We start from the raw sequence: 26,161 nt of genomic DNA on the forward strand, positions 1-26,161 counted from the left end.
GCCGGTACAGCACCGGCAGTACCAGAAGGGTCAGCGCGGTAGAAGTCAGGATGCCTCCAATCACCACCGTGGCAAGCGGCCGCTGGACCTCGGCCCCGGTCCCGGTGGCAATCGCCATCGGGATAAAGCCCAGCGAAGCCACCAGCGCGGTCATCAGCACCGGGCGCAGCCGGGTCAGCGCGCCGGTATGGATGGCCTCATCGAGCGGCTTGCCTTCCTCGCGCAGGCTGCGGATAAAGGACAGCATCACCAGCCCGTTGAGCACCGCCACACCGGACAGAGCGATAAACCCGACCGCCGCCGAGATCGATAGCGGAATGCCGCGCAGCCACAGCGCCAGGCCCGATGCCGCCCGTGAGCGCGAACGGGATGCCGGTAAAGACCAGCAGGCCATCGCGCACATTGCCGAACATGGCGAACAGCAGCAGGAACACCATCAGCAGCGCCACCGGCACCACGATCTGCAGTCGCGTGGTGGCGGATTTCAGCTGCTCGAAGGTGCCGCCCCAAGTGACCCAGTAGCCCGCCGGGATCTTGACCTGCCGATCCAGCGACGCCATCGCCTCGGGCACGAAGGTGCCCACGTCGCGCCCGCGCACATTGGCGCTGACCACGATGCGGCGCTTGCCGTTCTCGCGCGAGACCTGGTTGGGGCCCGGGGCTAGCGTGAGCGTTGCCACCTCGCCTAGCGGGATATAGCTGGCGCTTGACGTGCTTCCCTTTGGCAACGGGATCGGCAGCCGGCGCAGCGCCTCCACATCGGCACGGATGCCTTCGGGCAGCCGCACGCCGATGTTGAAGCGGCGGTCGCCCTGGAAGAAGATGCCGGCGTCCCGCCCGCCCACGGCGATGGCAACCGTGTCCTGCACGTCGATCATGTTGAGGCCGTAGCGGGCCGCGCGGGCGCGGTCCACGTCCACCGTCAGCATCGGCAGGCCACTGGTCTGCTCGACCTTGACCTCGGTTGCGCCGGGGGTGGCCTGCAGCACGGCGGCGACCTTTTGCGCGGTGTCCTCGAGCACGGCATTGTCGTCACCGAAGATCTTTACGGCCACGTCGCTGCGCACCCCGGAAATCAGCTCGTTGAAGCGCAGCTGGATCGGTTGCGAGAACTCGTACTTGTTGCCGGGGATGGTTGCCAGTTCGGCCTCCATCTGCGCCAGCAGTTGCTCGCGCGTCTTCGATGGATCGGGCCACTTTGCCCGTGGCTTGAGCATGATGTAGCCATCCGAGGCGTTGGGCGGCATCGGGTCCGAGGCGATTTCGGCAGTGCCGGTGCGGGCGAACACGCGCTCGATCTCCGGCAATGTCTCCTTGAGGCGCGTCTCGATCTGCTGCTGCATGGCGAGCGACTGCGTGAGGCTGGTACCGGGAATGCGCAGCGCTTGCACGGCAAAATCCCCTTCGTTCAGGTTGGGGATGAACTCGCTGCCCAGCCGCGTCGCCACCAGGCCGCTTAGCAGCACCGCCACGGCGGCGAGGGTCAGCACCACTGGCGTGTTGGCGATGGTCTTGCCGAGCATCGGCGCGTAGGCGCGCTTGGCCCACAGCATCAGGCGGTTCTCCTTCTCGGCCACCTTGTCGCCGATAAACAGCGCCACGGCCGCCGGGACGAAGGTAACCGACAGGATCATCGCGCCGATCAGCGCCAGCACCACGGTCATCGCCATGGGGTGGAACATCTTGCCCTCCACGCCGGTCAGCGCAAAGATCGGGATGTACACGATCATGATGATGAGCTGGCCGAAGATCAGCGGGCGGCGTGCCTCGCGGGAGGCCGCAAAGACTTCGTGGAAACGTTCGCTGCGCGTGAGCGGGCGGCCGTGCTGTTGCTGGGCATGGGCCAGGCGCCGCACGCAGTTCTCCACGATCACCACCGCGCCGTCGATGATGATGCCGAAGTCAAGCGCGCCCAGGCTCATCAGGTTGGCGCTGATCTTGTAGGTCACCATGCCGGTGAATGTAAACAGCATGGAGAGCGGGATCACCAGCGCGGTGATGACGGCGGCGCGCAGGTTGCCGAGGAACAGGAACAGGATCACGATCACCAGGATCGCGCCCTCTACCAGGTTCTTCTTGACGGTGGCGATGGCACGGTCCACCAGCACGGTGCGGTCGTAGACGGTGACGGCCTTGACGCCGGCAGGCAGCGAGCGGTTGATGGCTGCCATGCGCTGGTCCACCGCTTGCGATACGGCACGGCTGTTCTCGCCGATCAGCATGAAGACGGTGCCTAGCACCACTTCGCGCCCGTTGTCGGTGGCGGCGCCGGTGCGCAGCTCGCGACCGATGCCCACGTCCGCCAGGTCGCGGATGCGGATGGGCTGGCCCTGCGCGCTGCCCACGATGATCTCGCGGATATCGTCGACGGACTTGACTTGCCCCGGTGCGCGCACCAGGTACTGCTCACCGCGCCGCTCGATGTAGCCCGCGCCCACGTTGGCGTTGTTTTTCTCCAGCGCGGCCACCACGTCTTGCAGGCTCAGGCCGTAGGACGCCAGCCGTTCCGGGCTGGGCGCCACCAGGTATTCCTTGGCGAAGCCGCCGATGGAGTTGATCTCGGTGACGCCTGGCACGGTGCGCAATTGCGGCTTGATGACCCAGTCCTGGATCTCGCGCAGGTCGGTTGGCGTGTAGGGCGTGCCATCGGCCTTCCTGGCGCCGTCCTCGGCTTCCACCGTCCATAGGTAGATCTCGCCGAGCCCGGTGGAGATCGGGCCGGCGCAACGCCTGCGGGCAGGATCTGCGCAGCTTCCTGGATGCGCTGGTTGACCAGCTGGCGCGCGAAATAGATATCGGTGCCGTCCTTGAAGATCACCGTGACCTGCGACAAGCCATAGCGCGACAGCGAGCGGGTTTGCTCCAGCCCGGGCAGGCCGGACATCGCCGTCTCGATTGGGTAAGTGACGCGCTGCTCGGTTTCCAGCGGCGAATAGCCCGGCGCCGAGGTGTTGACCTGCACCTGCACGTTGGTGATGTCGGGCACGGCGTCGATGGGCAGACGGCTGTAGTTGTAGATGCCGAGCGTGGCCATGGCAATCACCGCCAGCAGTACCAGCCATCGCTGCTCGATGGCAAAGCGGATCAGTCTTTCAAACATGAGGGATTCTCCGCTTAGTGGCTGTGTTCGGCGCCGGCCTTGCCCAACTCGGCCTTGATCACGAAGCTGTTGCCCGCCACGTATCGCGTGCCGGCCTTCAGCCCATCGGTGATCTCCACCAGCTTGCCATCGCTGCGGCCGGTCTTGACCGGCTGCGCCTGGAAGCCGCCTGGAACGACCGCGAACACCACCTGCTGATCGCCGTTGCTTTGCAGGGCTTCGGCCTCGATCGCCACCAGCACCTCGGCGCTGGAGTCGGTCACGCCGACGGTGACGAACAGGCCGGGACGCCAGGCCATCTTGGGGTTGGGCAGGGTGACGCGGGCGGTGGCGGTACGCGTTTGCTGGCCCAACAGGGAGCCTACGTACGACACCTTGCCCTCGGCCTTGCCGTCGAAGGCGGTGGAGGCAATTTTTACCTTCTCGCCAACGCGCACGCGATCCAGGTCCTTGGGCGCGATCACGAACTCCGCCCATACCGTGCTGAGGTCGGAGATGATGAACACATTGGCGTCGGCTGCCACGGCTTCGCCCAGCGCCAGGTGCTTTTCCACCACGGTGCCGTCGAAGGGCGCGCGCAGCTCGAAGCGGTTGAGCGACTTGCCACTGCCTGCATTGCCGCTGGCGCCGATGGCGGTCAGCTTTTGCGTGGCGTTTTGGGTGGCGATGCGGGCTTCCTGCAGCGCGGTGCGCGCGGCCAGGTAGTCCTGCTCGGCGGAGATCTTGTCCTCCCACAGCTTTTTCTCGCGCTGGAAGGTGGATTCAGCCAGTTCCAGGCGCTTTTGCGCGGCCAGCAGCTCGCTGCGCTGGTCGGACAGCGCGGTGCTGGCGAGCACCGCCAGCAAATCGCCTTTCTTTACCTGTTGCCCGAGGTTGGCGGACACGCCCTCCACCACGCCGGCCACGCGTGGCACCACGTGGGCGGTGCGGTCCTCGTTGAAGCGGATCTCGCCTGGGAAGGACACCGTGCCTTCGATGCGTGCCGGGGCAGCCGAGCGCAGCGTGAGCCCGGCCGCCTGGATTTGCGCCGGGGTCATCTCGACGTGGCCCGCGCTCTCTTCCGTTTCGTGATGCTCCTCGTCGGCGTGCCGGACGGCATCGTCATGCGCCGCGCTGGCCGCGCTGCCGTGGTGCTCGCCGTCGCCGTGGGCAGCGGCCTCGCCATGCGCGGACGCCGTGGGCGCGGCTTCGGCCGTGCCGTCGCCGCTGCCGCGTCCGACGAAGATCAGTCCCGCGGCGGCGATGGCACCGCCCGCCAGGATAACGGCGATGCTCGTTTTTTGCTTGTTGCTGATTGCCATGATGGAATTCCTTTGGTGCTAGCGGCCAAGAATGCGGTCGATGGTGGTGGCGGCCTGATAGGCATTGGCGACCACGCCGAGATAGCGGATGCGCGCCTGGAACCAGGTGCGCTGCGCATCGAGCACGTCGAGGAAGTTGAATTTGCCGGCTTCGAAGCCGCGCGTGGCGGCCTCATAGGCCTGCCGGGCAGCCGGAAGCACGGTGCCCTTGAGCGTGTCAGCGGAACTCCGCGATACCGTCAGTTGGCGGGTGGCCTGCTGCAGCTCGTTGGCGAGCCTCACCTGCGTCGCGCGGTACTCGTCGGCCGCTTTGTCGGCCTGGCGCAGCGCGGCGTAGAGATTGCCCTGGTTGCGGTCGAACAGCGGCAACGGCAGCGACACGCCCAGCACGGGCATGGTGCCGCGATCGGAGCCGTTGTCCCGCTTGCTGCCCAGGCTGATGGTCAGGTCGGGGTACTGGCGGCTGCGCTCCACGCCAATGATGGCTTGCCTGCGCTCCAGTTCCAGCCGGCGGCTCGCCAGTTCCGGCGCGCTGTCCAGCGCTTGCGTGAGGCCGGCGCCGTCGGGCCGCGCGGGCAGGGTGTCAAGGTTGCCTGCCGCTTCCTGGAAGCGGGCTTCGCTGCTGCCCCACAGGCCGGCCAGCGACTGGCGCGCGATCGCCAGCGCGGCCTCGGCGTCGGCGACCTCGAGCTCGGCGTTGGCTTGCTCCACCCGCGCCTTGCTTTCTTCGAGCGGCGCGATCTTGCCGGCGGCCACGCGGCGAATTGCCGCCTGCGCACCCTTGGCGGCGATCTCGGCCGAGCCTCGCGCCAGCTTGACGCGCTCCTGCGCGATGACCACGGCGAAGAAGCCGCCGAGCACGGCCGCGCGCAGGTCGGTGCGCGTTGCGCCCAGTTGCGATTGGGCGAACTCGCGCGCCTTCTGCGCGGCGCCGATACGCGCGGCGCGCTTGCCGCCGAGCTCGATCGGCAGGTTGACCTGGGCCGTGGTGGTGCGGGTGTCGCGACGGTTGTCCTCGAACAGCACCGCGACTTCCGGGTTGGGGATGGTGCGGGCCTGCATGATGCCGCCCTCGGCGGCATCGAGCTCATGGCCGGCGGCCGAGAGCGTGAAGTTGCGCCCGGCTGCGAGGGCGAGCGCATCGTCCAGCGTGAGCACGTCGGCGGGTTCGGCGATCTGTTGCGCCGCTTGCGCGGCGGGCAATGGGGTCGTCACCGCGTTCTGGGCGAACGCGGCAGGGCTGAGCAAAGCTGCCGCCAGCCCGAGCGGCATCACAAGTGTTCTCATCGAATTTCACCGGGGAAAAAGCCAGGGAAGTTCGGCGAGACGAGAGTCTGGAGGTAAAGGGAGTCGTCTCGCCGTTTAGGCGGCGAGCGGCCACTGCGGGCGGTCGGGGGTGGCGCCGGGCGCCGACAGGTAGGACGCGGCTAGCGCCCGGTAGCTGATGACCACGCCGTGGTGCGAGGCGCTGGAGGCCAGGTCCGGCAAGACCAGTTGGGCACTGGCGAAGTGGCACACGGCACAGTCCAGGTCGGGGAGCTTGATGTTGCCCTTGCCGTCCTTACTGTCCTGACTGTCCTTGCTTTCGCCGGTGCCGTGCTGGCTGAGCTGGCCCTGGTGGGCGTGGCTATGGTGGCCGAAATGCCAGCTGGCATTGGCCGTGCCGGTACCTTCGCCTGGCTGCGTGCTTTCGTGATTGCAATAGGCCGCAGCCCCGGCCCAGGCGAACTGGAACGGCAGCATGATGGCGAAAAGCAGGATCAGGAAACGTCGCATGCGGCGGATTATATAGGCAGCAAGCATGACCCTTGCACGACTGTGGCTTAACCGTGTCGCGAAAGGGGGCGGCAGGATACCCAATCCGGACCGCAATGCAGACAGTGCTTGACCCTGTAGCCGCTTCAGGGTCTTTAATGGCCGGTAAGCAAAAACAAGCAGGGAAAACCGCCATGCCTAGCGCAACGCCAGACCAAGCTTCGCTCCGTGACCAGACATGCTGCGATCATGGGCATTCTGAGGCACATAAACACGCGCACCAGCCCGCGCACCAGCCCGCTCACCAGCCCGCTCACGGCCATGATGACCGGCACGACCATGGCCACAATGACGATCACGGCCACCAGCACGCGCAAGCCTCCGGCGCTGCCTGCTGCGGTGGCACCAGCGTGGCCCCACAGATCGCTGTCGCCGTCCCGGCTGGCGCCGCCACGGCCAGCTATCGCATCGACGCGATGGACTGTCCCACGGAGGAGACCCTGATCCGCAACAAGCTGGGCAGCATGGCCGGCGTGGCCGCGCTGCAGTTCAACCTGATGCAGCGCGTGCTGACGGTGCACCACAAGCTGGATTCGCTTGAGCCGGTAGTGCGTGCCATCGAAAGCCTCGGCATGAAGGCCGAGCCGCTGTCAGAGCAGGCTGCGGAGCTGCCGCCCCAGGCCGCCAAGCCGTGGTGGCCGCTGGCGCTCGCCGGGGTGGCCGCGCTTGGCGCCGAGGCGGCGGGATGGCTGCAAGTGCCCGGCCAGGAATGGCTGGCGCCGCTGCTGGCTTTGGCGGCTGTAGCCATGGCCGGCCTGGGTGTCTACAAGAAGGGCTGGATTGCGTTGTCCAACGGCAATCTGAACATCAACGCGCTGATGAGCATCGCCGTCACTGGCGCCATGCTGATCCAGCAGTGGCCAGAGGCGGCCATGGTGATGGTGCTGTTCGCACTGGCCGAGCGCATCGAAGCGGCGTCGCTGGACCGTGCCCGCAACGCCGTGCGCGGGCTGATGGCGATGGCGCCGGAGCAGGCCACGGTGCGGCAGCCGGATGGCAGCTGGCTGCCCGTGGAGGCTAGCGCGGTGGCCATCGGTGCCTTGGTGCGCCTGCGTCCGGGCGAACGCGTTGCGCTCGACGGGCGTGTGTTGCGCGGCCAGTCCACGCTGGACCAGGCACCGATCACCGGCGAAAGCGTCCCGGTCGACAAGACCGTTGGCGATGCACTGTTCGCCGGCACCATCAACCAGGCCGGCGAACTGGAGTACGAAGTCACCGCGCCGGCCAGTGGCTCCACGCTGGCGCGCATCATCCACGCGGTGGAAGCCGCGCAGGGCAGCCGCGCGCCCACGCAGCGTTTTGTCGACCGCTTTGCCCGTATCTACACGCCGCTGGTCTTCCTGGGCGCGGTGCTGGTGGCCGTGGTGCCGCCGCTGGTGACGGACGGCGACTGGAGTGCGTGGATCTACAAGGCACTGGTGCTGCTGGTGATTGCCTGCCCGTGCGCGCTGGTGATCTCCACGCCGGTGACGATCGTCAGCGGTCTGGCGGCCGCGGCGCGCCGTGGCATCCTGAACCGGCACCATCACGCACGGCAAGCCGGCCCAGACCGATTTCCAGCCGCTGGGCGCAACCGCCGCGGCGGGTGTTGCCGCCAGCGAAGCCGCCCGCTTGATTGCGGCCAGCCTGGCTGCCCGCTCGGACCATCCGGTCTCGATGGCCGTCGCCAATGCCGCGCGCGCGCGCGGCCTGGTGCCGCTGGACGTGCAGGACTTTGCGGCGCTGCCTGGCTATGGCGTCAGCGGCACGGTCGACGGGCGTAGCTACTACCTGGGCAACCATCGCCTGATCCACGACCGTGGCCTGTGCTCGCCGGAGCTGGAAGCTACGCTGGAGGCGCTGGAGCGGCAGGGCAAGACCGTTGTGTTGCTGGGCGCCGATCACGGCGTGGAGGCGCTGTTCGGGGTGGCGGACACGGTCAAGGACAGCAGCCGCGAGGCGGTGGCGCAGTTGCACGCGCTGGGCGTCAAGACGCTGATGCTCTCGGGCGACAACCCGCACACCGCGCAAGCGATCGCCGCGCAGGTGCAGATCGACGAGGCGCGTGGCAACCAGTTGCCGCAGGACAAGGCCGACGCCATCGCCGCGCTTAGCGTGAAGGGCGCACAGGGCGCCGAGGGCAATGGCAGCAAGCGCGTCGTGGTAGGCATGGTGGGCGACGGCGTCAACGATGCGCCCGCGCTGGCCCGTGCCGACATCGGCTTCGCCATGGGTGCGGCCGGGACCGACACGGCGATCGAGACGGCCGACGTGGCGCTGATGGACGACGACTTGCGCAAGATCCCCGTGTTTATCCGGCTGTCGCGGCAGACTTCGACGATCCTGAAGCAGAACATCGCCCTGGCGCTTGGCATCAAGGCGATCTTTCTGGCGCTCACGGTCATGGGTCTGGGCACCATGTGGATGGCGGTGTTTGCGGACATGGGAGCGAGCCTGCTGGTGGTCTTCAACGGCTTGAGGCTGGCAGGGAAGGACCGCGGAAGAGCTGCGCGCGCATGAACGCATCGCCAGCGGCCGGTTGTTGGCCGTTGGCGACGCGTTGATGGTGCTCGGGTTTTCGGCGGTGATCGATATGGGCGAGCCGGCGAGCCGGCAAGCCGCCCCGGTCAGGTCCCTACGGCTGCAGGATCAGCTCGCCGCTTCTTCCCTCGATCGCACCCGAGTTCGGTATGCAGGGTGAAAACGTGGTCGCGCTCGCCTTCGCTCAGGCGCAGCACGGCTTCGTGGACGTTATCCTCGGTCAGGTCATCGACGCCGATGAGTTCGTCCAGGGTCGGCAGCGTAGTAGGCATTTGTACATGCCGGCATGCCACACCGTCCACGGTGGGGATATACGGCCCGGTGCCGCGGCCGTCGGACGCATACACCATGCCCCAGTCGTCGATCTGGCGGAAGGCTTCATTGTTCATCTGCCAGCCAGCCGCACCATGGGTGGGCGGCGCGTCGCCGAAAATCTCGACGTAGCGGTCGAATGCGCTTTGCATCTGGCGCCGCGTCCAGGCGGCATCGCGCTCACGCACGTTGTCCTGCCAGTACACATGGTCCCAGGTGTGGATGCCGCATTCATGGCCCGCCGCGCGCGCCGCGCGCATTTCGGCCGCGCCCTTGCGGCCGATGTCGGGGCCGGGCAGCAGCACGCCGTACATCAGCGTGCGCAAGCCGTAGTTCGAGACCACCGAGGTACGCGATACCTTTTGCAGGAAACCGGGCCGGAACACGCGCCGCAGCGCCCAGCCGGTGTGGTCAGGGCCAAGGCTGAACAGGAAGGTAGCCTCGGCCCGCACGCGGGCCAGCATGGCGAGCAGCGCCGGCACGCCTTCGCGGGTGCCGCGCAACGTGTCGACGTCGACCTTAAGGGCGATACGGGCCATCGGCTGCGTGCGCTTAGTTGGCCGAATCGACCAGGGTGCGCGCCTCGACCACCTTGCTTCGGTAGGCCTCGAAGATGGCGCGCAGCGCGTCTTCCATGGTGACCTCGGGCTTCCAGCCGAGTTCTTCCACGGTGTTGTCGATCTTCGGCACGCGGTTCTGCACGTCCTGGTAGCCCTTGCCGTAGAAGTCACCCGAGGAGGTTTCCACGATCTGGGTCTTCTTGGCTTCTTCCGCGTACTCGGCGTAGTCGCCGGCCATCTTCAGCATCATCTCGGCCAGCTCGCGCACCGAGTGGATATTGCGCGGGTTGCCGATGTTGTAGATCTTGCCGGTGGCGATGCCGTTCGGATTCTCGATGATGCGCATCAGCGCGTTGATGCCGTCGGTGACATCGGCGAAGGCACGCTTTTGCGCGCCGCCGTCCACCAGCTTGATCGGCTCGCCGCGCACGATGTGGCCGAGGAACTGGGTGACCACGCGCGAGGAGCCTTCCTTCGATTCGAAGATCGAGTCCAGGCCGGCGCCGATCCAGTTGAACGGGCGGAACAGGGTGTAGTTCAGGCCTTGTTCCATGCCGTAGGCGTGGATCACGCGGTCCATCAGCTGCTTGGAGCAGGCATAGATCCAGCGCGGCTTGTTGATCGGGCCGCAGATCAGCTCGGACGTCTCCGGGTCGAATTCGTCGTCGTGGCACATGCCGTACACCTCGGAGGTGGACGGGAAGACCAGGTGCTTGCCGTACTTCACGGCGGCGCGCACGATCGGCAGGTTGGCCTCGAAGTCGAGTTCGAACACGCGCAGCGGCTGGCGCACGTAGGTAGCGGGCGTGGCGATGGCCACCAGCGGCAGCACCACGTCGCACTTGCGGATGTTGTACTCGATCCACTCCTTGTTGATGGTGATGTCACCTTCAAAGAAGTGCATGCGCGGATGGTCGATCAGGTCGCCAAGGCGATCGCTGGACATGTCCATGCCGTAGACTTCCCACGACGTGGTTTCGAGAATGCGGCGCGTCAGGTGGTGGCCGATGAAGCCGTTGACGCCAAGAATCAGGACCTTTTTCATCGGTTTTCCTCTTTGGACAATGCGGTAAGAAATGTGGAAAGCGCGGCGGGCGAGACGGGCGCGGGTTGGGCGCCATCGTCCAGCAGTTCGCGTACAAGGATCAGGCCGCCATCGCCGCACACGCCGACGATCTGCCCGTCGATTACGTGCAAGCCCGGGTGGGCGGCGCTGGTGGACTGCAATGATGCTGCTCCGGCGGCGCTGCCGTCATACGGCAGGCGCGCCTGCGCCACCACGAAGCGGCGCGAGCCGGCATCGGTGAAGGCGCCGGGATAGGGCGGTGCGACCGCACGGATCAGGTTGTAGACCTGCGCGGCGGGTTGCTGCCAGTCGATGCGGCCGTCCTCCGGCTTGCGCCCGGAGAAGTAGCTGCCTTCGGCAAGGCGGTTGGGCAGTTGGGGGATGTTGCCGGCCATCATGGCGGGCAGGGCGCGCCACAACGTTTGCTCGGCGGCCACGGTCACTTTTTCGAAGACCTCGCCGGCGGTGTCGTCGGGCAGGATTGGCACCGAAGTCTGGTCGACAATGTAGCCGGCATCGGGCTTGGCTTCCATCGGTGACGGGCAGGCCGAGTTCCGCGGCGGTATCGGCAACGCGGCGGAACCAGATGTTCTCATCCGGGCGGTCGCGATGCGTCACCACCAGCGCCACCTCCACGCCGCGCGCGTGCAGCACGCGCAGGCAGCGGTCGCCGACGTTGTGATAAGCGAAGACTACTGCGCGCACGGTACCTCCGTCGCTTTTTGCTGTTCCGGCGTGCCTTCGAGCACCGCCTGGATGCGGTAGCGCGGACGGTTGCGCACTTCCTGGTAGATGCGGCCGATGTACTCGCCCAGCAGGCCGATGCCGAACAGCATGATGCCAACCAGGAAGAAGTTGAAGGCGAGCAGGGTGAACACACCCTGCACTTCCGCGCCGAGCACGAAGCGGCGAATCAGCAGCACCGCCACCAGGCCGGCCGAGGCCAGTGACAGCAAGGTGCCGATGGCGGAGAACCACTGCAGCGGCACGATGGAGAAGCCGGTTACCAGGTCGAAGTTCAGCCGGATGAGCTGGAACAGCGAATACTTGGATTCGCCGGCGTGGCGTTCTTCGTGCTCCACCACGATCTCCACCGGATTGGAGGAGAAGGTATAGGCCAGCGCCGGGATGAAGGTGTTCACCTCGCGGCAGGCGTTGATGGTGTCGACGACATTGCGGTCGTAGGCACGCAGCATGCAGCCCTGGTCGGTCATCTTGATGCGCGTGATGCGCTCGCGCAGCCGGTTCATGGCGCGGGACGCAATGCGGCGGAATGCCGTGTCGTTGCGCTCGCGGCGGATGGTGCCGACGTAGTCATGGCCTTCGCGCATGGTCGCCACCAGCCGCGGGATTTCTTCCGGCGGGTTTTGCAGGTCAGCGTCCAGGGTGATCACGATCTTGCCGCGGGTATGCTCGAAGCCGGCCAGGATGGCCATATGCTGGCCAAAGTTGCCGTTGAACAGGACCACGCGCGTGGTGTCCGGGCGCTTGTGAAACTGGCTCGCCAGGATCTGTGCCGAACGGTCGCGACTGCCGTCGTTGACGAAGATGACCTCGTAGCGGCAGCCGAGTCCGTCCATGGCCGGGTAGAGCCGGTCGAACAGGGCTTGCAGGCCATCTTCCTCGTTATAGACGGGAATGACGACGGAGACTTCGACAGGGCTCATTTGAAGAGGCGTTTGCATGTTTCACTAAGAGTTGCGCATACCCGCTCCACATCGGCGGCTTGCATGGCGGGGAACATCGGCAGCGTGACGATGCCCCGTCCGATGCGCTCGGCGTGCGGCAGCATGCCTTCGCGCCAGCCCAGGGAGCGGTAATAAGAAAACAGGTGCACGGCGGGGTAGTGCACTCCGGTGCCGACGCCTTGCTCGCGCATGGCCTCCATCACCGCGGTGCGCCCGCCTTCGATGCGTTCGGCCGGCAGCACCACCTGGAACATATGCCAGTTGGTGGTGGCCAGTTCGCGGTCCAGCGGTACCGGCAGCTCGATGCCGAGTTCGGCCAGGCCGCTGTTGGCCGCGCAGCGGAAATACGTTTGCGCCAGCTCCGCCCGGCGTGCCGTGATGGCGTCAAGGTGCGCCAGTTGCGACAGCCCGATGGCGGCGTTGACATCGGTCAGGTTGAACTTGCCGCCGGGCTCTTCCACATCCATGCCGTCCATGCCGGTACGGATCACGCCTTGCAGGCGCAGGCGCTCGGCGCGCTCGGCTTCCTCGGGCGAACTCATCACCAGGCAGCCGCCTTCGACGCTGGTGATGTTCTTGTTAGCCTGGAAGCTGAAGCTGACGAGGTCGCCGAAGGCGCCGATGCGCTGGCCGCGCCAACGTGAGTCGATGGCCTGGGCGGCGTCCTCGATCACGCGCAGCTTGTGCTTCTTCGCGATGGCGTAGAGACGGTCCATATCCACCGGCAGGCCCGACAGGTAGACCGGCATGATGGCGCGGGTACGTGGCGTGATCGCAGCTTCAACGGCATCGAGGTCGATATTGCGCGTGCGCGGGTCGATGTCGACGAAGACCGGCTTGGCACCCACCGTGATGATGACGTTGGCGGTAGCGACCCAGGTGATCGGTGTGGTAATGACTTCATCGCCCGGGCCGATATTGGCCACGCGCAGTGCGATTTCCATGGTCGCCGAGCCATTGGCGAAGGTGCGCACCGGGCGGCCACCGAACAGATCGGACAGCGCGGCCTCGAAGGCGTGCATCTTGGGGCCGGAGGTGATCCAGCCCGAGGCCAGTACCTTGCCCACCTCGGCGATGGCATCGGCGTCAATATTCGGCTTGACGAAAGGCAGGAAGGCTTGCGCCGGCGAGTATCAGCAGGATGCCCGCTACACGCAGGGGGCCGATCATTTCGCCGAACAGCCACCAGGCTGCCAGGGCGTTCACCACATAACCGAGTGACAGCATCGGGTAAGCGATCGATACGTCGACCCGCGACAGGCCGACGATCCACACACCGACGCTGACCACGTAAAGCGTCAGTCCGGCCAGTACCGGCCACTGCGTCAGCACGCGAAACGCCGTGGCAAGCAGCGTCGCGCGCTCGATGGTGATGGCGCCGATGGCATTGGTGCCAGCCTTGAGCAGCAACTGCGCGCAGGCGTTGAGCAGCACGCCGGTGAAAATAAAAGCGAAAGTGGAAAGCGTCATGGCGCGCGGTTCGGTTCTTGATGGGGGGCTGCCGGCGCCTCGCCCGGGAGCGGGAAATTCGCGACCGCCACACGGCGCTTGTCTTGCCCGATCTTGTACATCGGCACCTTGCGCTCTTCCAGCAGCTTATAGGTGGCGGCCGACATGATGCCAACGGCGTGCTGGCCATCCTGCCATTTTGCAATAAAGGCATCCAGCGTGGGGAGCCATTTCTGCGGCTCCTGCTTGGTGCCGAACTCCAGTTCGTCCGGCCATTCCACCATGATGGTGGTGCGGCGCAGGTAGTACGGCAGGGTGTGGTCCAGCATGCGCACGCCGTAAATCGGCATGTCATCGGTCAGCACGGCGTTGATGGCGGGCACCATGTCCACGCCCGAAGTCTGCCGTCCCATGACCTCGTGGCCCAGCAGCGCCACCGTGAAGCTGGTGAACAGGCCGAGCGAGTAGACGGTGATGCTGACCATCAGGCCCTTGCTCGCCAGCAGCTTGCGCGCGAGGAACACGGCGCCCAGCATCAGCACGAAGGCGGCGCCGACCCAGACCGCGAACAAGCGGTACAGCTCATTGGGCGTGTTGTCGGAATTCAGCGTGGCCACCACCGGGCTGGCCAGCAAGCCGATTGCCGCCATCACCAGCATGCCGTTGAGCTGCCGCTTCCAGCTGCGCTCATCGATATGCTGCAGCGCCACGGCAGCCAGTATGCCGAGCGCCGGGAAGATCGGCACGATATAGCCAGGCAGCTTCGAGCCGGACAGGCTGAAGAAGACGAAGATGGCGATGGCCCACACCGCCAGCAGCAGCGCCGGCTGGAACGGCCGCACCGTGGCGGCGCGCGCCGCGGCGCTATCGCCGCGGACCACTTGCCACATGCGCGGCGCCAGGCCCAGCCAGGGGATGAAGCCTGCCACCAGCAAGGGCACGAAGTACCACAGCGGGCCCTTGCGCGAGTGTACCGTCGAGGTATAGCGCTGCCAGTGTTCGTGGATAAAGAAGAAATTCAGGAATTCGGGGTTGCGCTCCGACACCAGCCAGAACCAAGGCACGGTGACGATCAGCATCAGCGCGACGCCGGAGATCAGGTGCAGGCGGCGCCACAGGCCGAAATCGCGGGAGATCAGCGTGTAGATGACCAGTACCAGGCCGGGCAGGGCAATGCCAACCAGTCCCTTGGTCAGGATCGCCACGCCCATCGCTACCCAGCAGGCCCACATCCAGTAGCGCCGGGTGGCCGGCGTAGCTGCCGGGTGCTGCGCGAGCAACATGAAGGCCAGCACGCAGGCCATGGCGCCTGACAGCGTCATGTCCAGCGAGTTGAAGTGCGAGGCTACGCTCCACATCGGTGCGGCGGCCAGCACCAGCCCGGTCAGGAAGGCTGCCCGGAAGCCATACCAGCGGTTGGCGGCGAGCATCGAGACCACAAGGCCAACCATGCCGGATAGTGCCACGCACAGCCGGGCTTGCCAGTCGCCGACACCGAACAGGGTGTAGGACAGCGCCGTCACCCACATATGGAAGGGTGGCTTCTCGAAGTACTTGAGCGCGTTGTAGCGGATGGTTACCCAGTCACCGCTGGAAAACATCTCACGGGCGATCTCGGCATAGCGGCCCTCATCGGAGCGCAGAAGGTGGCGAGCGTCGAGCGTGCCAAACCAGACCAGGAGAATAAACAGGCAAACCAGGACGATCGTGGTCGTGGGCAAGCCGGCAGATTGCGAAACACCTTGTGCGGTGCTTCGCGAGGTGTCTCGCGAGGTCACGGAACTACGCATACGTCTCCTGGAAAGGGGTCGGGTGGCCGTCTGGCTTGCGCGCATGACGACCGGTTCTCTGGCCTGCGGGGTGTGGCGATCGGTGCGCATGCGGTCCGGTTGGCCCACTCCGCCTGCTGTCACACCATTCACTGCAGCGGCGCGCGGTGGCGCGGCCTGGCCGCCTGACGGCTTCGGGCTGCCCGGGTATCCGGGCTCCGGCGAAGACATCACAACGCAGCAACGACTGCTTTGGTAGACACAAAATGAAAGCAAGCAATCGTACCGCCCGCCATGCGCCTTCTCGTTCCTCAGTCATTCAAGCCTTCGCCCCATGGCCAACCGTGGTTGCCAAGTGGCGCGGCGCGCAATGTTAGCACGACCGCCGCAGCCCGCCGCCGCGCGAGGGGCCAGCACACGCGGGACGTTCGGTCCGCGCAGGAAGTGTGGCTTAACCTGGAAGTGGTGTGTGAGGCGTGTTTCTGGCGCTGCGCAAACGCAGTGAGGCGCCGATCAGCAGAATGCCGCAAACCACCGCCCAGGCTCCGATCATCCACAGCACCGCCAACGCGCCGGCAAGCGGTTGCCACAGCAGCAGGAAGGCGAACACGATGCTGACCAGCCCGGCTAGTATCAGCCACCATTCGTTAGGAATGTCCTTGCGCAGGCGGATCGCCGCGACAATCTGCAGGACTCCCGTGGCAAGTGTCCAGGCGGCGATATATAACAGCAGGGAAAACGCCGTGACCACGGGGCTGAACCACGTCAGCAGGCCCACGCCCAAGCCAAGCAGGCCCTGGAGCGCAAGAATGCCGCGGTCGCTGGCCTCGCGCTGGCTGCCGGAGATGGCCATCAGCAGCGCGCTGACGCCGTCGGCAGCGGCAAAGGCGCCGAACAAGAGTATGAGTGCAGCCAGTGTGGCAATTGGTGCGAAAAACGCGCAAATCCCGAAAAGGACGGCGAAAATGCCGCGTAATGCCACAACCCACCAAAGCTTGGCGTAATACTGAAGCATAGGAACTCCCTGGCAAGCTGCCGGCGTTGGACTGGCAGCGACGGTGACCGGCTAAGATCGACAACACAGGCGGGCAAAAAAGCGCTAGTTTCTAGCCAGCGCGAGTCACAAAGTCTGGCTGTCCCTGCGTGGGAAGCTTGGCCGGAACGAGCGGGGCGCGAGATCATTCTAGACAGGATTCATGTGAGGACAAAGGCGCAATTGCTAAGGAACGCTTTCATTGCCGGTGCAGTGCTACTGGCCGTGGGCAATCCTGCGCAGGCACAGACGGTGGCCGCCGCCGCGCCCGAGGCGATGCCGGCGCGGCCCTTGGCCCCGCTGTGCGACGCGCCATGGTTCCGTTCCGGTTCGCGGGTGCGGATGGAAGGCGACGGGGCCATGCCCATGTCGATCACCATGACCTTGCGCCGGGCGACCAAGAACCAGAGCGGCTGCCAGGCACAACTCGAGGTGCGCTCCAAGTCAGCGCTGTCTGCCCTGATGGGGCCGCCGGTCATCATGGACCAGGTCCACATGGTCAATATCGACGGCCGCTCCAACTCGGCCAAGAGCAGCATCGAGAGCGAGCACGCCGTCATCAACGCGCAAGGGCGCTATGCGCGCATGTACGGTGAAGCGGCCTTCCGGGGGCAGGGCGTGTTCAGTTACGCGGGCTTGGATATCCGCGAGGGCAGCACCCTGGAGGGAGAGTCGTTCGAGTCCAGCGTCTCGCTGCAGATCTATCCGCTAGGTGCGGACGAGATCGTGGGCAGCATGCGAGCCCTGTATGCCTCGATCAGCGTCGGCTCCCGCCACGTGGGCAAGCGCCAGATGATCGATACGGTGCTAGGACGCAAGGAATGCTTGCCGATCACCTACGAGAAGCGGACCTCGCTGGGGCCGCTGATGGTGGGGGAGGAGGTGGTGCAGGTGGAACCCACGGTGATGCATGTCACCGACTGGTATTGCCCCGCCGAGGCGTTCGTGCTGCGTACCGAGATCCGCCAGCAGGACAAGGTGCAGCGCGTCGACGTCACGGCGATGGATCTGGATACGACTTCGCCCTGAAGCCTTCCCGCCTGCCGAAGCGGATCCCGTGCGCCGCGCGCCGGCATCCGGCGTGCGGCGCAGCTTGCCGATCAGCTCGCGGCTGCGGCCGATGCGGCGGGCTTCTTGCTCTTGCTCTTGCTCTTCTTGGTCGACTTCTTGGCCGGCTTTTCGGCCGCCGGCGCGGAGGCGTCGGTCAGGTCCGTGCGCGTGCTCTTGTTCGCGCCCTGGGAATACGGGTCGAACTTGTCACCGGACTTGGCACCCTGGCTATACGGGTCGAACTTCTCGCCCGACTTGGCGCCCTGGCTATACGGGTCGAATTGCTTCTTCCCGGTCGATTGCGCCTGGGCAGCCACGGAGACGGCGCCAATGCACAGCGCGATGGCTGTCGCGACGAACTTGTTCATGTTTTCTCCTGGAAAATGCCGCCTTCCGGCGGTTCGAATGCACGGAAACTGACGGGTAAGGCCGCCACGCGGATTGCGTGGGATACCGTTGCCGCGTTATCCGCTTGTCCTCAGTGTCGCCAACATTTCGCCCGGCTGTCAACATGCGCTGTATTGTGAAATGCACGTTGTATCTTTCCTATGGAAAGCCGCTATTGCCTTTATCGCCAGGACTTGCTTGACGTTTGGTGATTGATATGCGCCGTTGCGCACTTTTCGGTTCAGTGATGCACAAGAAAATGCCCCCGCCGGCCTTGCGGCCTGCGGGGGCTTTGATTTTGGCGGATCGAGGAGGCTTCGAAGGCTGTTATTCGGTAGCGACATCCGAAGGATGCTTCCACGCATCCCGGACTTCCGCGCTCGGGGCCAGCGCAAGGTTGATGTTGCGGGCGCCAATCGGCTGCTGGAACCATTGCTTTTGCAGGGCGATCACCTGCTGGCCGGCGAATACCGATGCCAGGGTCTGGTCCACCAGTTGCTTCCACGCCGGATCGGCCTTGGACATCATCAACGCGTTCTGTTCGATCGACAGCGCGGGGCCCACGATGACGAACTGCGAGGGGTCCTTGGCGCGGGCGCGCAGCCCCGACAGCAGCACATCGTCCATCACGAACGCCTGCGCGCGGCCGGATTCGAGCAGCAGGAAGGATTCGCCATGGTCCTTCGCATAGATGTCATGGAAACCATACTGGCTCTTCAGGCGGCGCACATGGCGATCGCCCGTGGAGCCGGCGCTGGTCACCACGTTCTTGCCGCGCAGGTCTTCGAAGGACTTGATGCCCGAATCCGCGCGCACCAGCATGCGGACCGTGGAGATGTAATGCGAGACGCTGAAGGCGACCTGCTTCTGGCGCTCCAGCGAGTTTGTGTTGGGCGCGCAGTCGAGGTCGACCAGGCCGTTGACCACGGCGGGGATCCGGTTCTGGCCGGGGGAACCGCAATCCAGCGCACCTTGATCGTTTTCAGTCCGAGCTTCACGCGCGCGGCTTCGGCGGCGCGCAGGCACAGGTCCACTGCGTAGCCCGCGGGCTCGCCTTTGTCGTTGGCAAAAGAGAAGGGCAGCGCCGATTCACGATAGCCAAGCACGATGGTGCCGGTGTCGCGGATCTTGTCCAGCACCGGGCTTTGGGCCTGGGCAGCCTGGGGGGCGGCACGGAACACGCCGGCACTGGCGAATGTGGCAAACGAAAACATAGGTCGAATACTTCAAAAATGGCGAGGCTACGCCCGTGGCTCGCATTGGCAAAGTACTTCTTTGTCATAAGCAAATATCGGCCCGGAGAGCCGCCCGGGCAAAGGTGCCCCGCCAGAATGCGCGTTGCGCCGGTGTGTAGCCTGGGAGCGCGGCTGCGCAGTCTCTAACAAAAATTCACGATCGCTGGGTTGCGGTTTGCTCGATGTGCGCGGTACGCTACCGGGTTCGCTGCGTCTGTGACGTGCAGTGATCACGATCGTGAAGGGAATCATGAAGATTTCGCGCAAGAAAATCGCGCTTGGCACCGCCGCGCTGGCGATTGCCGCTGGGGTGGCCGTGCAAGTGGTCTGGCACCCGTTCGGACGCGCCTGGAAGGGGCAGCCCCGCCAGCTTGAGCTTGATTTCAGCCGCCCCGATGCGCTGGTCGACAGCGAAAGCCTGTCCAGCCTGCCGCGCGATATGCTCCGCGTGCCGCTGCTGCGCGACGTGCTCACCGAAGATTTCGTCAATTACTACGAAGACAACGAAGGCCGCCTCTCCGCCTCCGGCGCTTTGCGCCGCATTGCCTTCGAGCATGACTTGGACTGGGGCGATGCGTTGCTCAAGCGCGTATTCGACGAACCGGGCCGGCTCATGGCGTGGCGCGGCGCCGACGGCACCTTGCGCTACTGGGCGCTGTCGATGGAGCGCAACGGACTGGCCAAGGTGTTGCAGACGCTTGGCACCATTGCCCCGGCCGATACCCAGTTGAGCCGAGCCGGCGAGGTCGACGGCACGCCGCTGTACGCGCTGCGGATCGGCCCGGCGCGCAGCCTGCTGCTGGCGGGCAAGGGCGACCGCCTTGTGATCCTGTCCGAGGCCGGCATGCTGCTGGACGCCGAGGGCAAGCCGATCGGCGCGCGCGCCAAGGCGATGGCCGCCTGGCTGTCCGACGACGCCGGCGCGCGCGAGGCCCCGCTGCAATCCTTTGCGCTCGATGCCGCCAAGGGCTCGCCCAAGGGCCACCGGGTGCTGGTAAGCGCGAATTACCTCTCCTTTGGCTATCAGATGTTCTTCCCGGGCATCGAAGCGCTGCGTTTCGATTTTGCCGGCGCCGACCCCAAGGCCGGTGCCGACGATGCCGCCTGGCGCAGCGCGGTGCTGGTCGATGGCGCGCGCCTGCCGGGCGAGTGGAACACGGCCGAGCTCTGGAAGGCCTTGCCGGCCGACCCCGCGGCGTGCGCCACGCTGCCGGTCGACTGGCAGGCAGCCGGCAAGATGCTGCAGAAGGTCAGCGGAGGCAAGGACGAATTGGCCGCGCAGGTGGGCCAGGCCTTCGAGGGCCCGGCCGCCGTGTGCTGGTACAGCAAGTCGGCGCTGGTGGCGCCATTGTTCATGGCCCGCGTCAAGTCGGCCGATGCCGCCAGCGCGTTGCGTCCGGTGCTGGCAAGCTTGTTCGAGCAAGTGATCGGCGCCTTTGAACCGAACGCAGGCGCGCAGAAGGGCACGTATGCGCGCCTGCCGGTGCAGAACCGCCAGGGCGCGGGCGGCGCGGTGCTTTGGTCACGCGCGGTCAGTTCGCCCTACGGCACGCGCGAGGGCAAAGGCGCGCCGTTCGCGGCCCAGTTGTCGGCGGGAGCGTATTTCCCCGTTACGCTGGCACTGGCCGGCAATATCGTGCTGTTTTCGCCTGACGGCACCCTGGTCGACGATGCGCTGGCGGTGCAGGGCAAGCGCTTTCCAGCGGTGGCCGACACCATGCAGCGCGCTCAGCTGGCCCGTACCGTGCTCAGTTTCACCCCGTCGACGCTCGCGCCGCTGGTGCGCCGCGAAGCCACCAAGGCACTGCCTGCGGACCAGGAAGCCCTGTTCCTGAACGCGGCGCGCGCGCATTTGTTCCCCAAGCTGAAGACGCTTGCGGCCTACCCGCCAGTGTCGCTGGTACTGCCCGACAGGCTGCCCTCGGGCCGTGCGTGGGTGCCGGTGACCTGGCAGCAGGCAGGCACGCCGCCACGCGGCGCGCAGGCCGCGGTCCCGCCAGCACCGCCGGCGCCGCAAGAGGCCGCGCAGTGATCGCTATGCGCCGAGGCCGCCGCGCGATGCTGGCGGCGCTTGCGCTCGGGTTGCCCCTGGCCGGTGGCGGCCGTGCCTGGGCCTTGTCCGGCCTGGCGTCGGACACGCCCGAGGCGGATGCGCTCGATGCCACGCAGTCGGCGGCGTTTCGCGCGTGGTTCGTGCGCATCGCCGGCGAGCAACTGCGCCAGGGGCCGACCCCACGCTGGTACCAGCGCGATTGTGCGGGCCTGGTGCGCTTTGCCGTGGGCGAGGCGCTCAAGGTGCATGACGCGCGCTGGCTGCGCGCCAACGGCATGCAAGGCAGCGCCTCGGCCCGCCAGTTGCCGCCCGAGCTTAGCCTGAGCCCGAGCCAGCGCACGCTTGGCCAGCGCTGGACCCGCACCGATGGCAGCACCGGGGCGTACGCTCCGCCTGGCGCTGGTGCAGGGCAATAGCCGCTTTGTCGCCAGGAACGTCAACCTGGCCCAGCCCGGCGACCTGCTTTTCTTTTACGACCAGGGCGATGAACAGCACCTGATGATCTGGATGGGCCAGTACCTGGCCTATCACACCGGCACCGTGACGCGTACCGATAACGGCCTGCGTGCTGTCACCCTTTCCCGCTTGATGCAATGGAACGATTCGCGCTGGCAGCCGCAGGACGGCAATCCCAATTTCATCGGCGTATTCCGTTTCGCCTTTTTGTCGAGGTAAAGACGATGCTTATCGTCATGACGCGCGCAAGCGCGCTTCTGCGCTCCGTTGGTGCCCGCGTGCTGCTGGCGCTCACTCTGTTGGCGGGGGCTCATGTGGCAGCGGCCGCCGAGCGGCCTGGCGCCACGCTCGACACCGTGCCTTCAAGCGGCTATAGCGCTTTCCAGGGGCAGCCATTCTTCCTGCTCTCGGACGCCAGCTATGGCAGCGACCAGATGGCGCAGGTGCGGCTGGAAGCCCCGGGGCGCGAATACAAGAGCGAGCTGCAGCGCTACGGCGGCGCCGACATCCTTGTGTACCGGGTAGCCGATCCGATCGCCTTCCTGAAGGCGCAGAAGAACCTGCACCGGATCGACGTCAGGGCGAACTATCGCGGCGAAGGGCTGGCCAATACCTTGTCCTACCTCTGGGACAGCTGGTACAAGCAGGCGCGCCGCGCCTGGCAGCGCGTGCTGTCGTTCGCGACCCGCAGCAAGGCGGTGGAGGACGCGCCGCAGTTCAGCATGGGCGACCAGATTGCCCAGCCGACCCGCTTCGAAAACAACCCGCAATACGAACCACTCAAGGGCTATGACGTGGTCGAGCGCTTCCGCTACCCGATCTGGGACGCCAAGGAAATCGCGCCGCCCAAAGACGTCAAGCTGGAAGGCAGCAGCAGCGAGTTCCTGCCGCAGGACGCCGGCAACGTGATGGTGCCGCTGGGCAAGCTCAAGCCGGGCCTGTACATCGTCGAAGGCATCATCGGCACCTACCGTGCCCATACCTTGCTGTTTATCTCGGATACCGTGGCCATCACCAAGAGCACCGGCAACGGCATGCTGGTCTGGGCCGCGCAGCGCAAGAGCGGACGTCCGGTTGCCGGCGCCAGCCTGGCGTGGACCGATGGCCTGGGCGTGCTGCAAAGCGCCACCACCGGCGCGGACGGCGCGGCGGACCTGGCCCATGCCAGCCCGGAGCGCAGCTACCTGCTGGGCGTGGATCCGGCCGGCGGCGCGTTTATCTCGGAGAACTTCTACTACGACAGCGAGATCTACAACACCAAGCTGTACGCGTTCACGGACCGTCCGCTATACCGTCCCGGCGACGAGGTCCGGGTCAAGTTCATCGGCCGCAATTTCCGCAATGCCACCGAATCAGGCCCTGCGGCGCCCGGTGATATCAAGCTGGAGGTGCTGGACCCCAATGGCGCGCCGCTGGCCTCGGTCGGTACCGCGCTGGCGGCGGACAACGGTGCCGACGCACGCTTCACGCTGCCGGCCAATGCGCTGGCCGGCGGCTATACGTTGCGCTTCGACTATGGCGGCAACACCTACGGCGGCGCCTTCCGCGTGGCCGAATACATCAAGCCGCATTTCGACGTGAACCTCGCGCTGGACAAGGCCGACTACGCCACCGGCGAGGCCGTCAAGGGCAAGATCCAGCTGCGCTATCCGGACGGCAAGCCGGTCAAGGACGCCAAGCTGTCCGTCAGCCTGCGCGCGCAGCAGGTGACGATGGTGGAGGGCGAGTTGCAATATGCTGGCCTGTTCCCGGTCAAGCTGGAGCAGCAGGAACTGACCACCGACGGCAGCGGCAATGCCGCGCTGGCGCTGCCTGCCGCCAAGGACCCGAGCCGTTACGTGGTGACGGTGTTCGCCAACGATGGCGCGGCCTACCGGGTCAAGGTCACGCGCGAACTGCTGATCGCGCGCGGCGCCACGCCGTACAAGCTGACGGCGCCGGCCAACTTCACCAACCCGGGCCAGAGCGTGACTTTCCAATTGCAGGCGCTGGCCGCATCCGGCCAGGCAATCGCCCAGGCTCCCGCCAAGTGGGAACTGGTGCGGCTGGAGTCCCGCACCCGTAGCGAAGGCCCGCTCAGCCCGGCCGCCAGCGGCGCTGTGTCGTTCCCGGTCAAGTTCGACCAGCCGGGCTCGTACACGCTCTCCGTCAGGGACGGAGCAGGCAACTTGCTGGCCGCCGCCAGCCACTGGGTGGCCGGCGAGGGCCTGCAGACCGTGCCGGGCAATATCGAGATCGTGTTCGATCGGGACCGCTACCGCATCGGCGACACCGCCGAAGCGCTGGTGACGTTCCCGCTTGCCGTGGAAGACGCCTTGCTGACGCTGGAGCGCGACCGGGTGGAGCGGCGCGGCTTGCTGTCCAAGGGCGGCGACTGGCTGTCGCTGGAGAAGGTCACCGACAGGCAGTGGCGCGCGCGCATCAAGGTGGGCAACGATTTCAGCCCCAATATGACGTTCTCCGTGCTGTACGTGAAGGACGGCGACTACGTGTTCCAGAACGCCGGCATTGCCGTGGTGCAGCCCACCATCGAGCTGGCGGTCAAGAGCGACAAGCCTGTCTATGCGCCAGGCGACACCGTCACGCTGGACCTTACCAGTGCGTTCAACGGCAAGCCCGTGCCGGCCAACCTCACGGTCAGCGTGGTCGATGAGATGGTGTATGTGCTGCAGCCAGAGATCGCGCCGAGCATCGTCGACTTTTTCTACCATCCGCGCCGCAACAGCGTGCGCACTACCTCCAGCCTGAATTTCATCGGCTACGACCTCGCCGTGTCGGCCCAGCCGGGTGCGGGTGGCCCTGAGCGCGGGCGCTATAACGAGCGTGGCGTGAAGGTGCTGGAGCGCCCGCGCCGGGATGAGAAGGACACCGCTGCGTGGGAGGCCAACTTGCGCACCGGCGCCGACGGCCGCGTGCGCATGAGCTTCACCATGCCCGACTCCCTGACCCGCTGGCGCATCACCGTGCGCGCCATGTCGGGCGACGGCATGGTCGGGCAGCGTACCGCCAGCATTCGCTCCGACAAGGGCTTGTATCTCAAATGGACCGGGCCCCAGCGCTACCGCGCCGAGGACGCGCCGCGTATCGACATGGTGGCCTTCAACCAGGGCGAGCAGGACGTGGCCGCGGAGCTCGTGGTGATCGGTGCAGGCCTTAACGTGAACCAGAGCGTGACGCTCAAGCGCGGCGCCAACTACGTGCGCCTGCCCGTTGCGCAGGGCGCCTTGCAGGGCGGCGTGGTCAATGCCGAGATCAAGGTGCAGGGCAAGACGGTGGACCGCCTGCAGACGACGCTCGCCGTCGAGCCGACTGGCTGGCTCTCGCAGCGCGAGCTGACGTTGCCGCTGGCCGGCGCCAATGCCGCGTTCAAGCTGCCGGCGGACGCCCAGGACGTGCGCCTGCGCTTCGTCGATGGCGCCGCCAGCCAGTTCGCCCGCGTGGCGGACGACTTGCTGGCCTATCCCTACGGCTGCACCGAGCAGACCGCCAGCCGGCTGATTCCGCTGGCCTTGGCTCAGCGCAGCCTGGCGGCCACGGGTGCCGACACCGGCGGCGGCACCCAGGGCATCGATGCGCTGCTGCGCACCCAGCGCCAGCGCCTGGCTCTGTTGGCTGGCGTCAACGGCCAGTTTGGCTGGTGGGGCGATACCCTTGGCAACAGCGCGCTGCTGACCGCTTACGCCTATTACGCCGACTGGCTGGCAACGCGTGCCGTGGGCATCAGCCTGCCGCCCGATCACTGGAAGCGCACGCTGGAAGCCTACAAGCAGGCCATGAAGGAGCCGCTGCTGCATCGCACGTTGGCTTTGTGGTTCATCAACGAGATGGGCCTGCCGGTAGCCACGCAACTCGGTGGCGTGGCCGTCGAGCTTTCTCGCCCCGGCGCCGATGCGTCTGGCGCGGCCGTGGGCGAAAGCCTGGTGTTCGCTGCCCCGGATTCGCCGCAAGGCCGCCGCGTCGCGACCGTGCTGGCCGCACAGCTTTACAAGCAGATTGGCCAGCCGATGCCGGAAGGGCTGGCCAGCGCCGCCGATGCCGCGCGCCAGACGCTGGCGAGCGATCCTTCGCCGCTGGTGCAGAGCCTGCTGCTGATGGCGGGCAAGGGCGCAGCCACCTCCGACGTGCAGGCGCTGCTGTCCCGCGCCGGCGCAGCCTCACCGACGATTGACCGGGCCGTGACGCTGGTGTGGCTCAACAAGGCGCTTGGCGGTGGCCTGGGCCGCGGGCTGGCCGGCGAGGGCGATCCCGCGCTGCGCGTGCCGCAGGGCAACTGGAAGGCTACGCGCAGCCCGCTCGGCCAGCCGGAATGGCGCTGGAGCGGGGCGCAACTGCCCGAGACGCTCGCGCTTGCCGTGCCGCAGAATATG

13 protein-coding genes and 6 pseudogenes are annotated in these 26,161 nt (G+C 66.3%); 5 read left to right on the forward strand and 14 right to left on the reverse strand.

Features of this window, described 5'->3' with window-relative positions; translation table 11 throughout:
- From OR16_RS24805 to czcI, 4 genes and pseudogenes are all read right to left on the reverse strand, one after another.
- Nucleotides 1-3,100, reverse strand: a pseudogene (locus tag OR16_RS24805) (CusA/CzcA family heavy metal efflux RND transporter); the annotation flags it as partial.
- Nucleotides 3,101-3,114: 14 nt separating this feature from the next.
- Nucleotides 3,115-4,401: an efflux RND transporter periplasmic adaptor subunit gene (locus tag OR16_RS24810; RefSeq protein WP_006160916.1), complete on the reverse strand. Its 1,287-nt coding sequence runs from the start codon at nt 4,399-4,401 to the stop codon at nt 3,115-3,117.
- Between the two features lie 18 nt (nt 4,402-4,419).
- Nucleotides 4,420-5,688, reverse strand: coding sequence for a TolC family protein (locus OR16_RS24815; protein WP_006160918.1), 1,269 nt, complete (start codon nt 5,686-5,688; stop codon nt 4,420-4,422).
- Nucleotides 5,689-5,763: 75 nt separating this feature from the next.
- A complete protein-coding gene (gene czcI / locus OR16_RS24820; protein WP_043420972.1) occupies nt 5,764-6,177 on the reverse strand; it encodes a cation efflux protein, CzcI family in 414 nt (137 codons plus the stop codon).
- Between the two features lie 173 nt (nt 6,178-6,350).
- On the opposite strand from czcI, the pseudogene OR16_RS24830 reads away from it, so the two are divergent.
- Nucleotides 6,351-8,715 (forward strand): annotated as a pseudogene (locus OR16_RS24830) (heavy metal translocating P-type ATPase).
- A 161-nt stretch (nt 8,716-8,876) separates the two neighbouring features.
- Here OR16_RS24830 and OR16_RS24835 read toward each other — a convergent pair.
- From OR16_RS24835 to OR16_RS24870, 8 genes and pseudogenes are all read right to left on the reverse strand, one after another.
- A pseudogene (locus OR16_RS24835) lies at nt 8,877-9,587 on the reverse strand (polysaccharide deacetylase family protein); the annotation flags it as partial.
- Between the two features lie 13 nt (nt 9,588-9,600).
- Entirely contained in the window at nt 9,601-10,653 is a 1,053-nt protein-coding gene (locus OR16_RS41790; protein ID WP_006160925.1) for a bifunctional UDP-4-keto-pentose/UDP-xylose synthase, read from the reverse strand.
- Nucleotides 10,650-11,379 (reverse strand): annotated as a pseudogene (locus OR16_RS41795) (hypothetical protein). Before OR16_RS41795 ends, OR16_RS41790 begins: the two are co-directional and overlap by 4 nt.
- On the reverse strand, nt 11,367-12,359 hold the full coding sequence (locus tag OR16_RS24850; RefSeq protein WP_043420961.1) for a glycosyltransferase: 993 nt from the start codon (nt 12,357-12,359) through the stop codon (nt 11,367-11,369). Before OR16_RS24850 ends, OR16_RS41795 begins: the two are co-directional and overlap by 13 nt.
- Nucleotides 12,338-13,438: a DegT/DnrJ/EryC1/StrS family aminotransferase gene (locus OR16_RS24855; RefSeq protein ID WP_237717213.1), complete on the reverse strand. Its 1,101-nt coding sequence runs from the start codon at nt 13,436-13,438 to the stop codon at nt 12,338-12,340. The genes OR16_RS24850 and OR16_RS24855 overlap by 22 nt, the downstream gene beginning before the upstream one ends.
- Nucleotides 13,439-13,448: 10 nt before the next feature.
- Nucleotides 13,449-13,832: a 4-amino-4-deoxy-L-arabinose transferase gene (locus OR16_RS24860; protein ID WP_006160932.1), complete on the reverse strand. Its 384-nt coding sequence runs from the start codon at nt 13,830-13,832 to the stop codon at nt 13,449-13,451.
- Complete coding sequence (locus OR16_RS24865; RefSeq protein ID WP_043420966.1) at nt 13,829-15,601, reverse strand: ArnT family glycosyltransferase; 1,773 nt, start codon at nt 15,599-15,601, stop codon at nt 13,829-13,831. Before OR16_RS24865 ends, OR16_RS24860 begins: the two co-directional genes overlap by 4 nt.
- Before the next feature lie 430 nt (nt 15,602-16,031).
- On the reverse strand, nt 16,032-16,595 hold the full coding sequence (locus tag OR16_RS24870) for an HdeD family acid-resistance protein (RefSeq protein ID WP_006160936.1): 564 nt from the start codon (nt 16,593-16,595) through the stop codon (nt 16,032-16,034).
- A 183-nt stretch (nt 16,596-16,778) separates the two neighbouring features.
- On the opposite strand from OR16_RS24870, the gene OR16_RS24875 reads away from it, so the two are divergent.
- Nucleotides 16,779-17,642: a hypothetical protein gene (locus tag OR16_RS24875; protein ID WP_043420968.1), complete on the forward strand. Its 864-nt coding sequence runs from the start codon at nt 16,779-16,781 to the stop codon at nt 17,640-17,642.
- A gap of 71 nt (nt 17,643-17,713) precedes the next feature.
- Here the strand turns inward: OR16_RS24875 and OR16_RS24880 are convergent, their stop codons facing one another.
- Entirely contained in the window at nt 17,714-18,031 is a 318-nt protein-coding gene (locus OR16_RS24880; RefSeq protein WP_006160939.1) for a hypothetical protein, read from the reverse strand.
- A gap of 346 nt (nt 18,032-18,377) precedes the next feature.
- Nucleotides 18,378-19,264, reverse strand: a pseudogene (locus tag OR16_RS24885) (amino acid ABC transporter substrate-binding protein).
- Between the two features lie 271 nt (nt 19,265-19,535).
- Here OR16_RS24885 and OR16_RS24890 point away from each other — a divergent pair.
- From OR16_RS24890 to OR16_RS24900, 3 genes and pseudogenes are all read left to right on the forward strand, one after another.
- Nucleotides 19,536-21,317, forward strand: a complete 1,782-nt coding sequence (locus tag OR16_RS24890) for a DUF2138 domain-containing protein (RefSeq protein WP_043420981.1) — start codon at nt 19,536-19,538, stop codon at nt 21,315-21,317.
- A gap of 26 nt (nt 21,318-21,343) precedes the next feature.
- Nucleotides 21,344-22,013, forward strand: a pseudogene (locus tag OR16_RS24895) (DUF1175 domain-containing protein).
- A 5-nt stretch (nt 22,014-22,018) separates the two neighbouring features.
- The coding region (locus OR16_RS24900) for an alpha-2-macroglobulin family protein (RefSeq protein WP_006160943.1) at nt 22,019-26,161 on the forward strand (4,143 nt) is incomplete at its 3' end.

It is taken from the genome of Cupriavidus basilensis OR16, from assembly GCF_000243095.1.
GTDB classification, from domain to species: domain Bacteria; phylum Pseudomonadota; class Gammaproteobacteria; order Burkholderiales; family Burkholderiaceae; genus Cupriavidus; species Cupriavidus basilensis_D.

Bases quoted from the DNA above. Each gene is read 5' to 3' on its own strand.
- OR16_RS24860 (WP_006160932.1), bottom strand. From the start codon at position 13,832: ATGACGCTTTCCACTTTCGCTTTTATTTTCACCGGCGTGCTGCTCAAC.
- OR16_RS24810 (WP_006160916.1), bottom strand. From the start codon at position 4,401: ATGGCAATCAGCAACAAGCAAAAAACGAGCATCGCCGTTATCCTGGCG.
- OR16_RS24870 (WP_006160936.1), bottom strand. From the start codon at position 16,595: ATGCTTCAGTATTACGCCAAGCTTTGGTGGGTTGTGGCATTACGCGGC.
- OR16_RS41790 (WP_006160925.1), bottom strand. From the start codon at position 10,653: ATGAAAAAGGTCCTGATTCTTGGCGTCAACGGCTTCATCGGCCACCAC.
- OR16_RS24865 (WP_043420966.1), bottom strand. From the start codon at position 15,601: ATGCGTAGTTCCGTGACCTCGCGAGACACCTCGCGAAGCACCGCACAA.
- OR16_RS24850 (WP_043420961.1), bottom strand. From the start codon at position 12,359: ATGCAAACGCCTCTTCAAATGAGCCCTGTCGAAGTCTCCGTCGTCATT.
- czcI (WP_043420972.1), bottom strand. From the start codon at position 6,177: ATGCGACGTTTCCTGATCCTGCTTTTCGCCATCATGCTGCCGTTCCAG.
- OR16_RS24890 (WP_043420981.1), top strand. From the start codon at position 19,536: ATGAAGATTTCGCGCAAGAAAATCGCGCTTGGCACCGCCGCGCTGGCG.
- OR16_RS24815 (WP_006160918.1), bottom strand. From the start codon at position 5,688: ATGAGAACACTTGTGATGCCGCTCGGGCTGGCGGCAGCTTTGCTCAGC.
- OR16_RS24880 (WP_006160939.1), bottom strand. From the start codon at position 18,031: ATGAACAAGTTCGTCGCGACAGCCATCGCGCTGTGCATTGGCGCCGTC.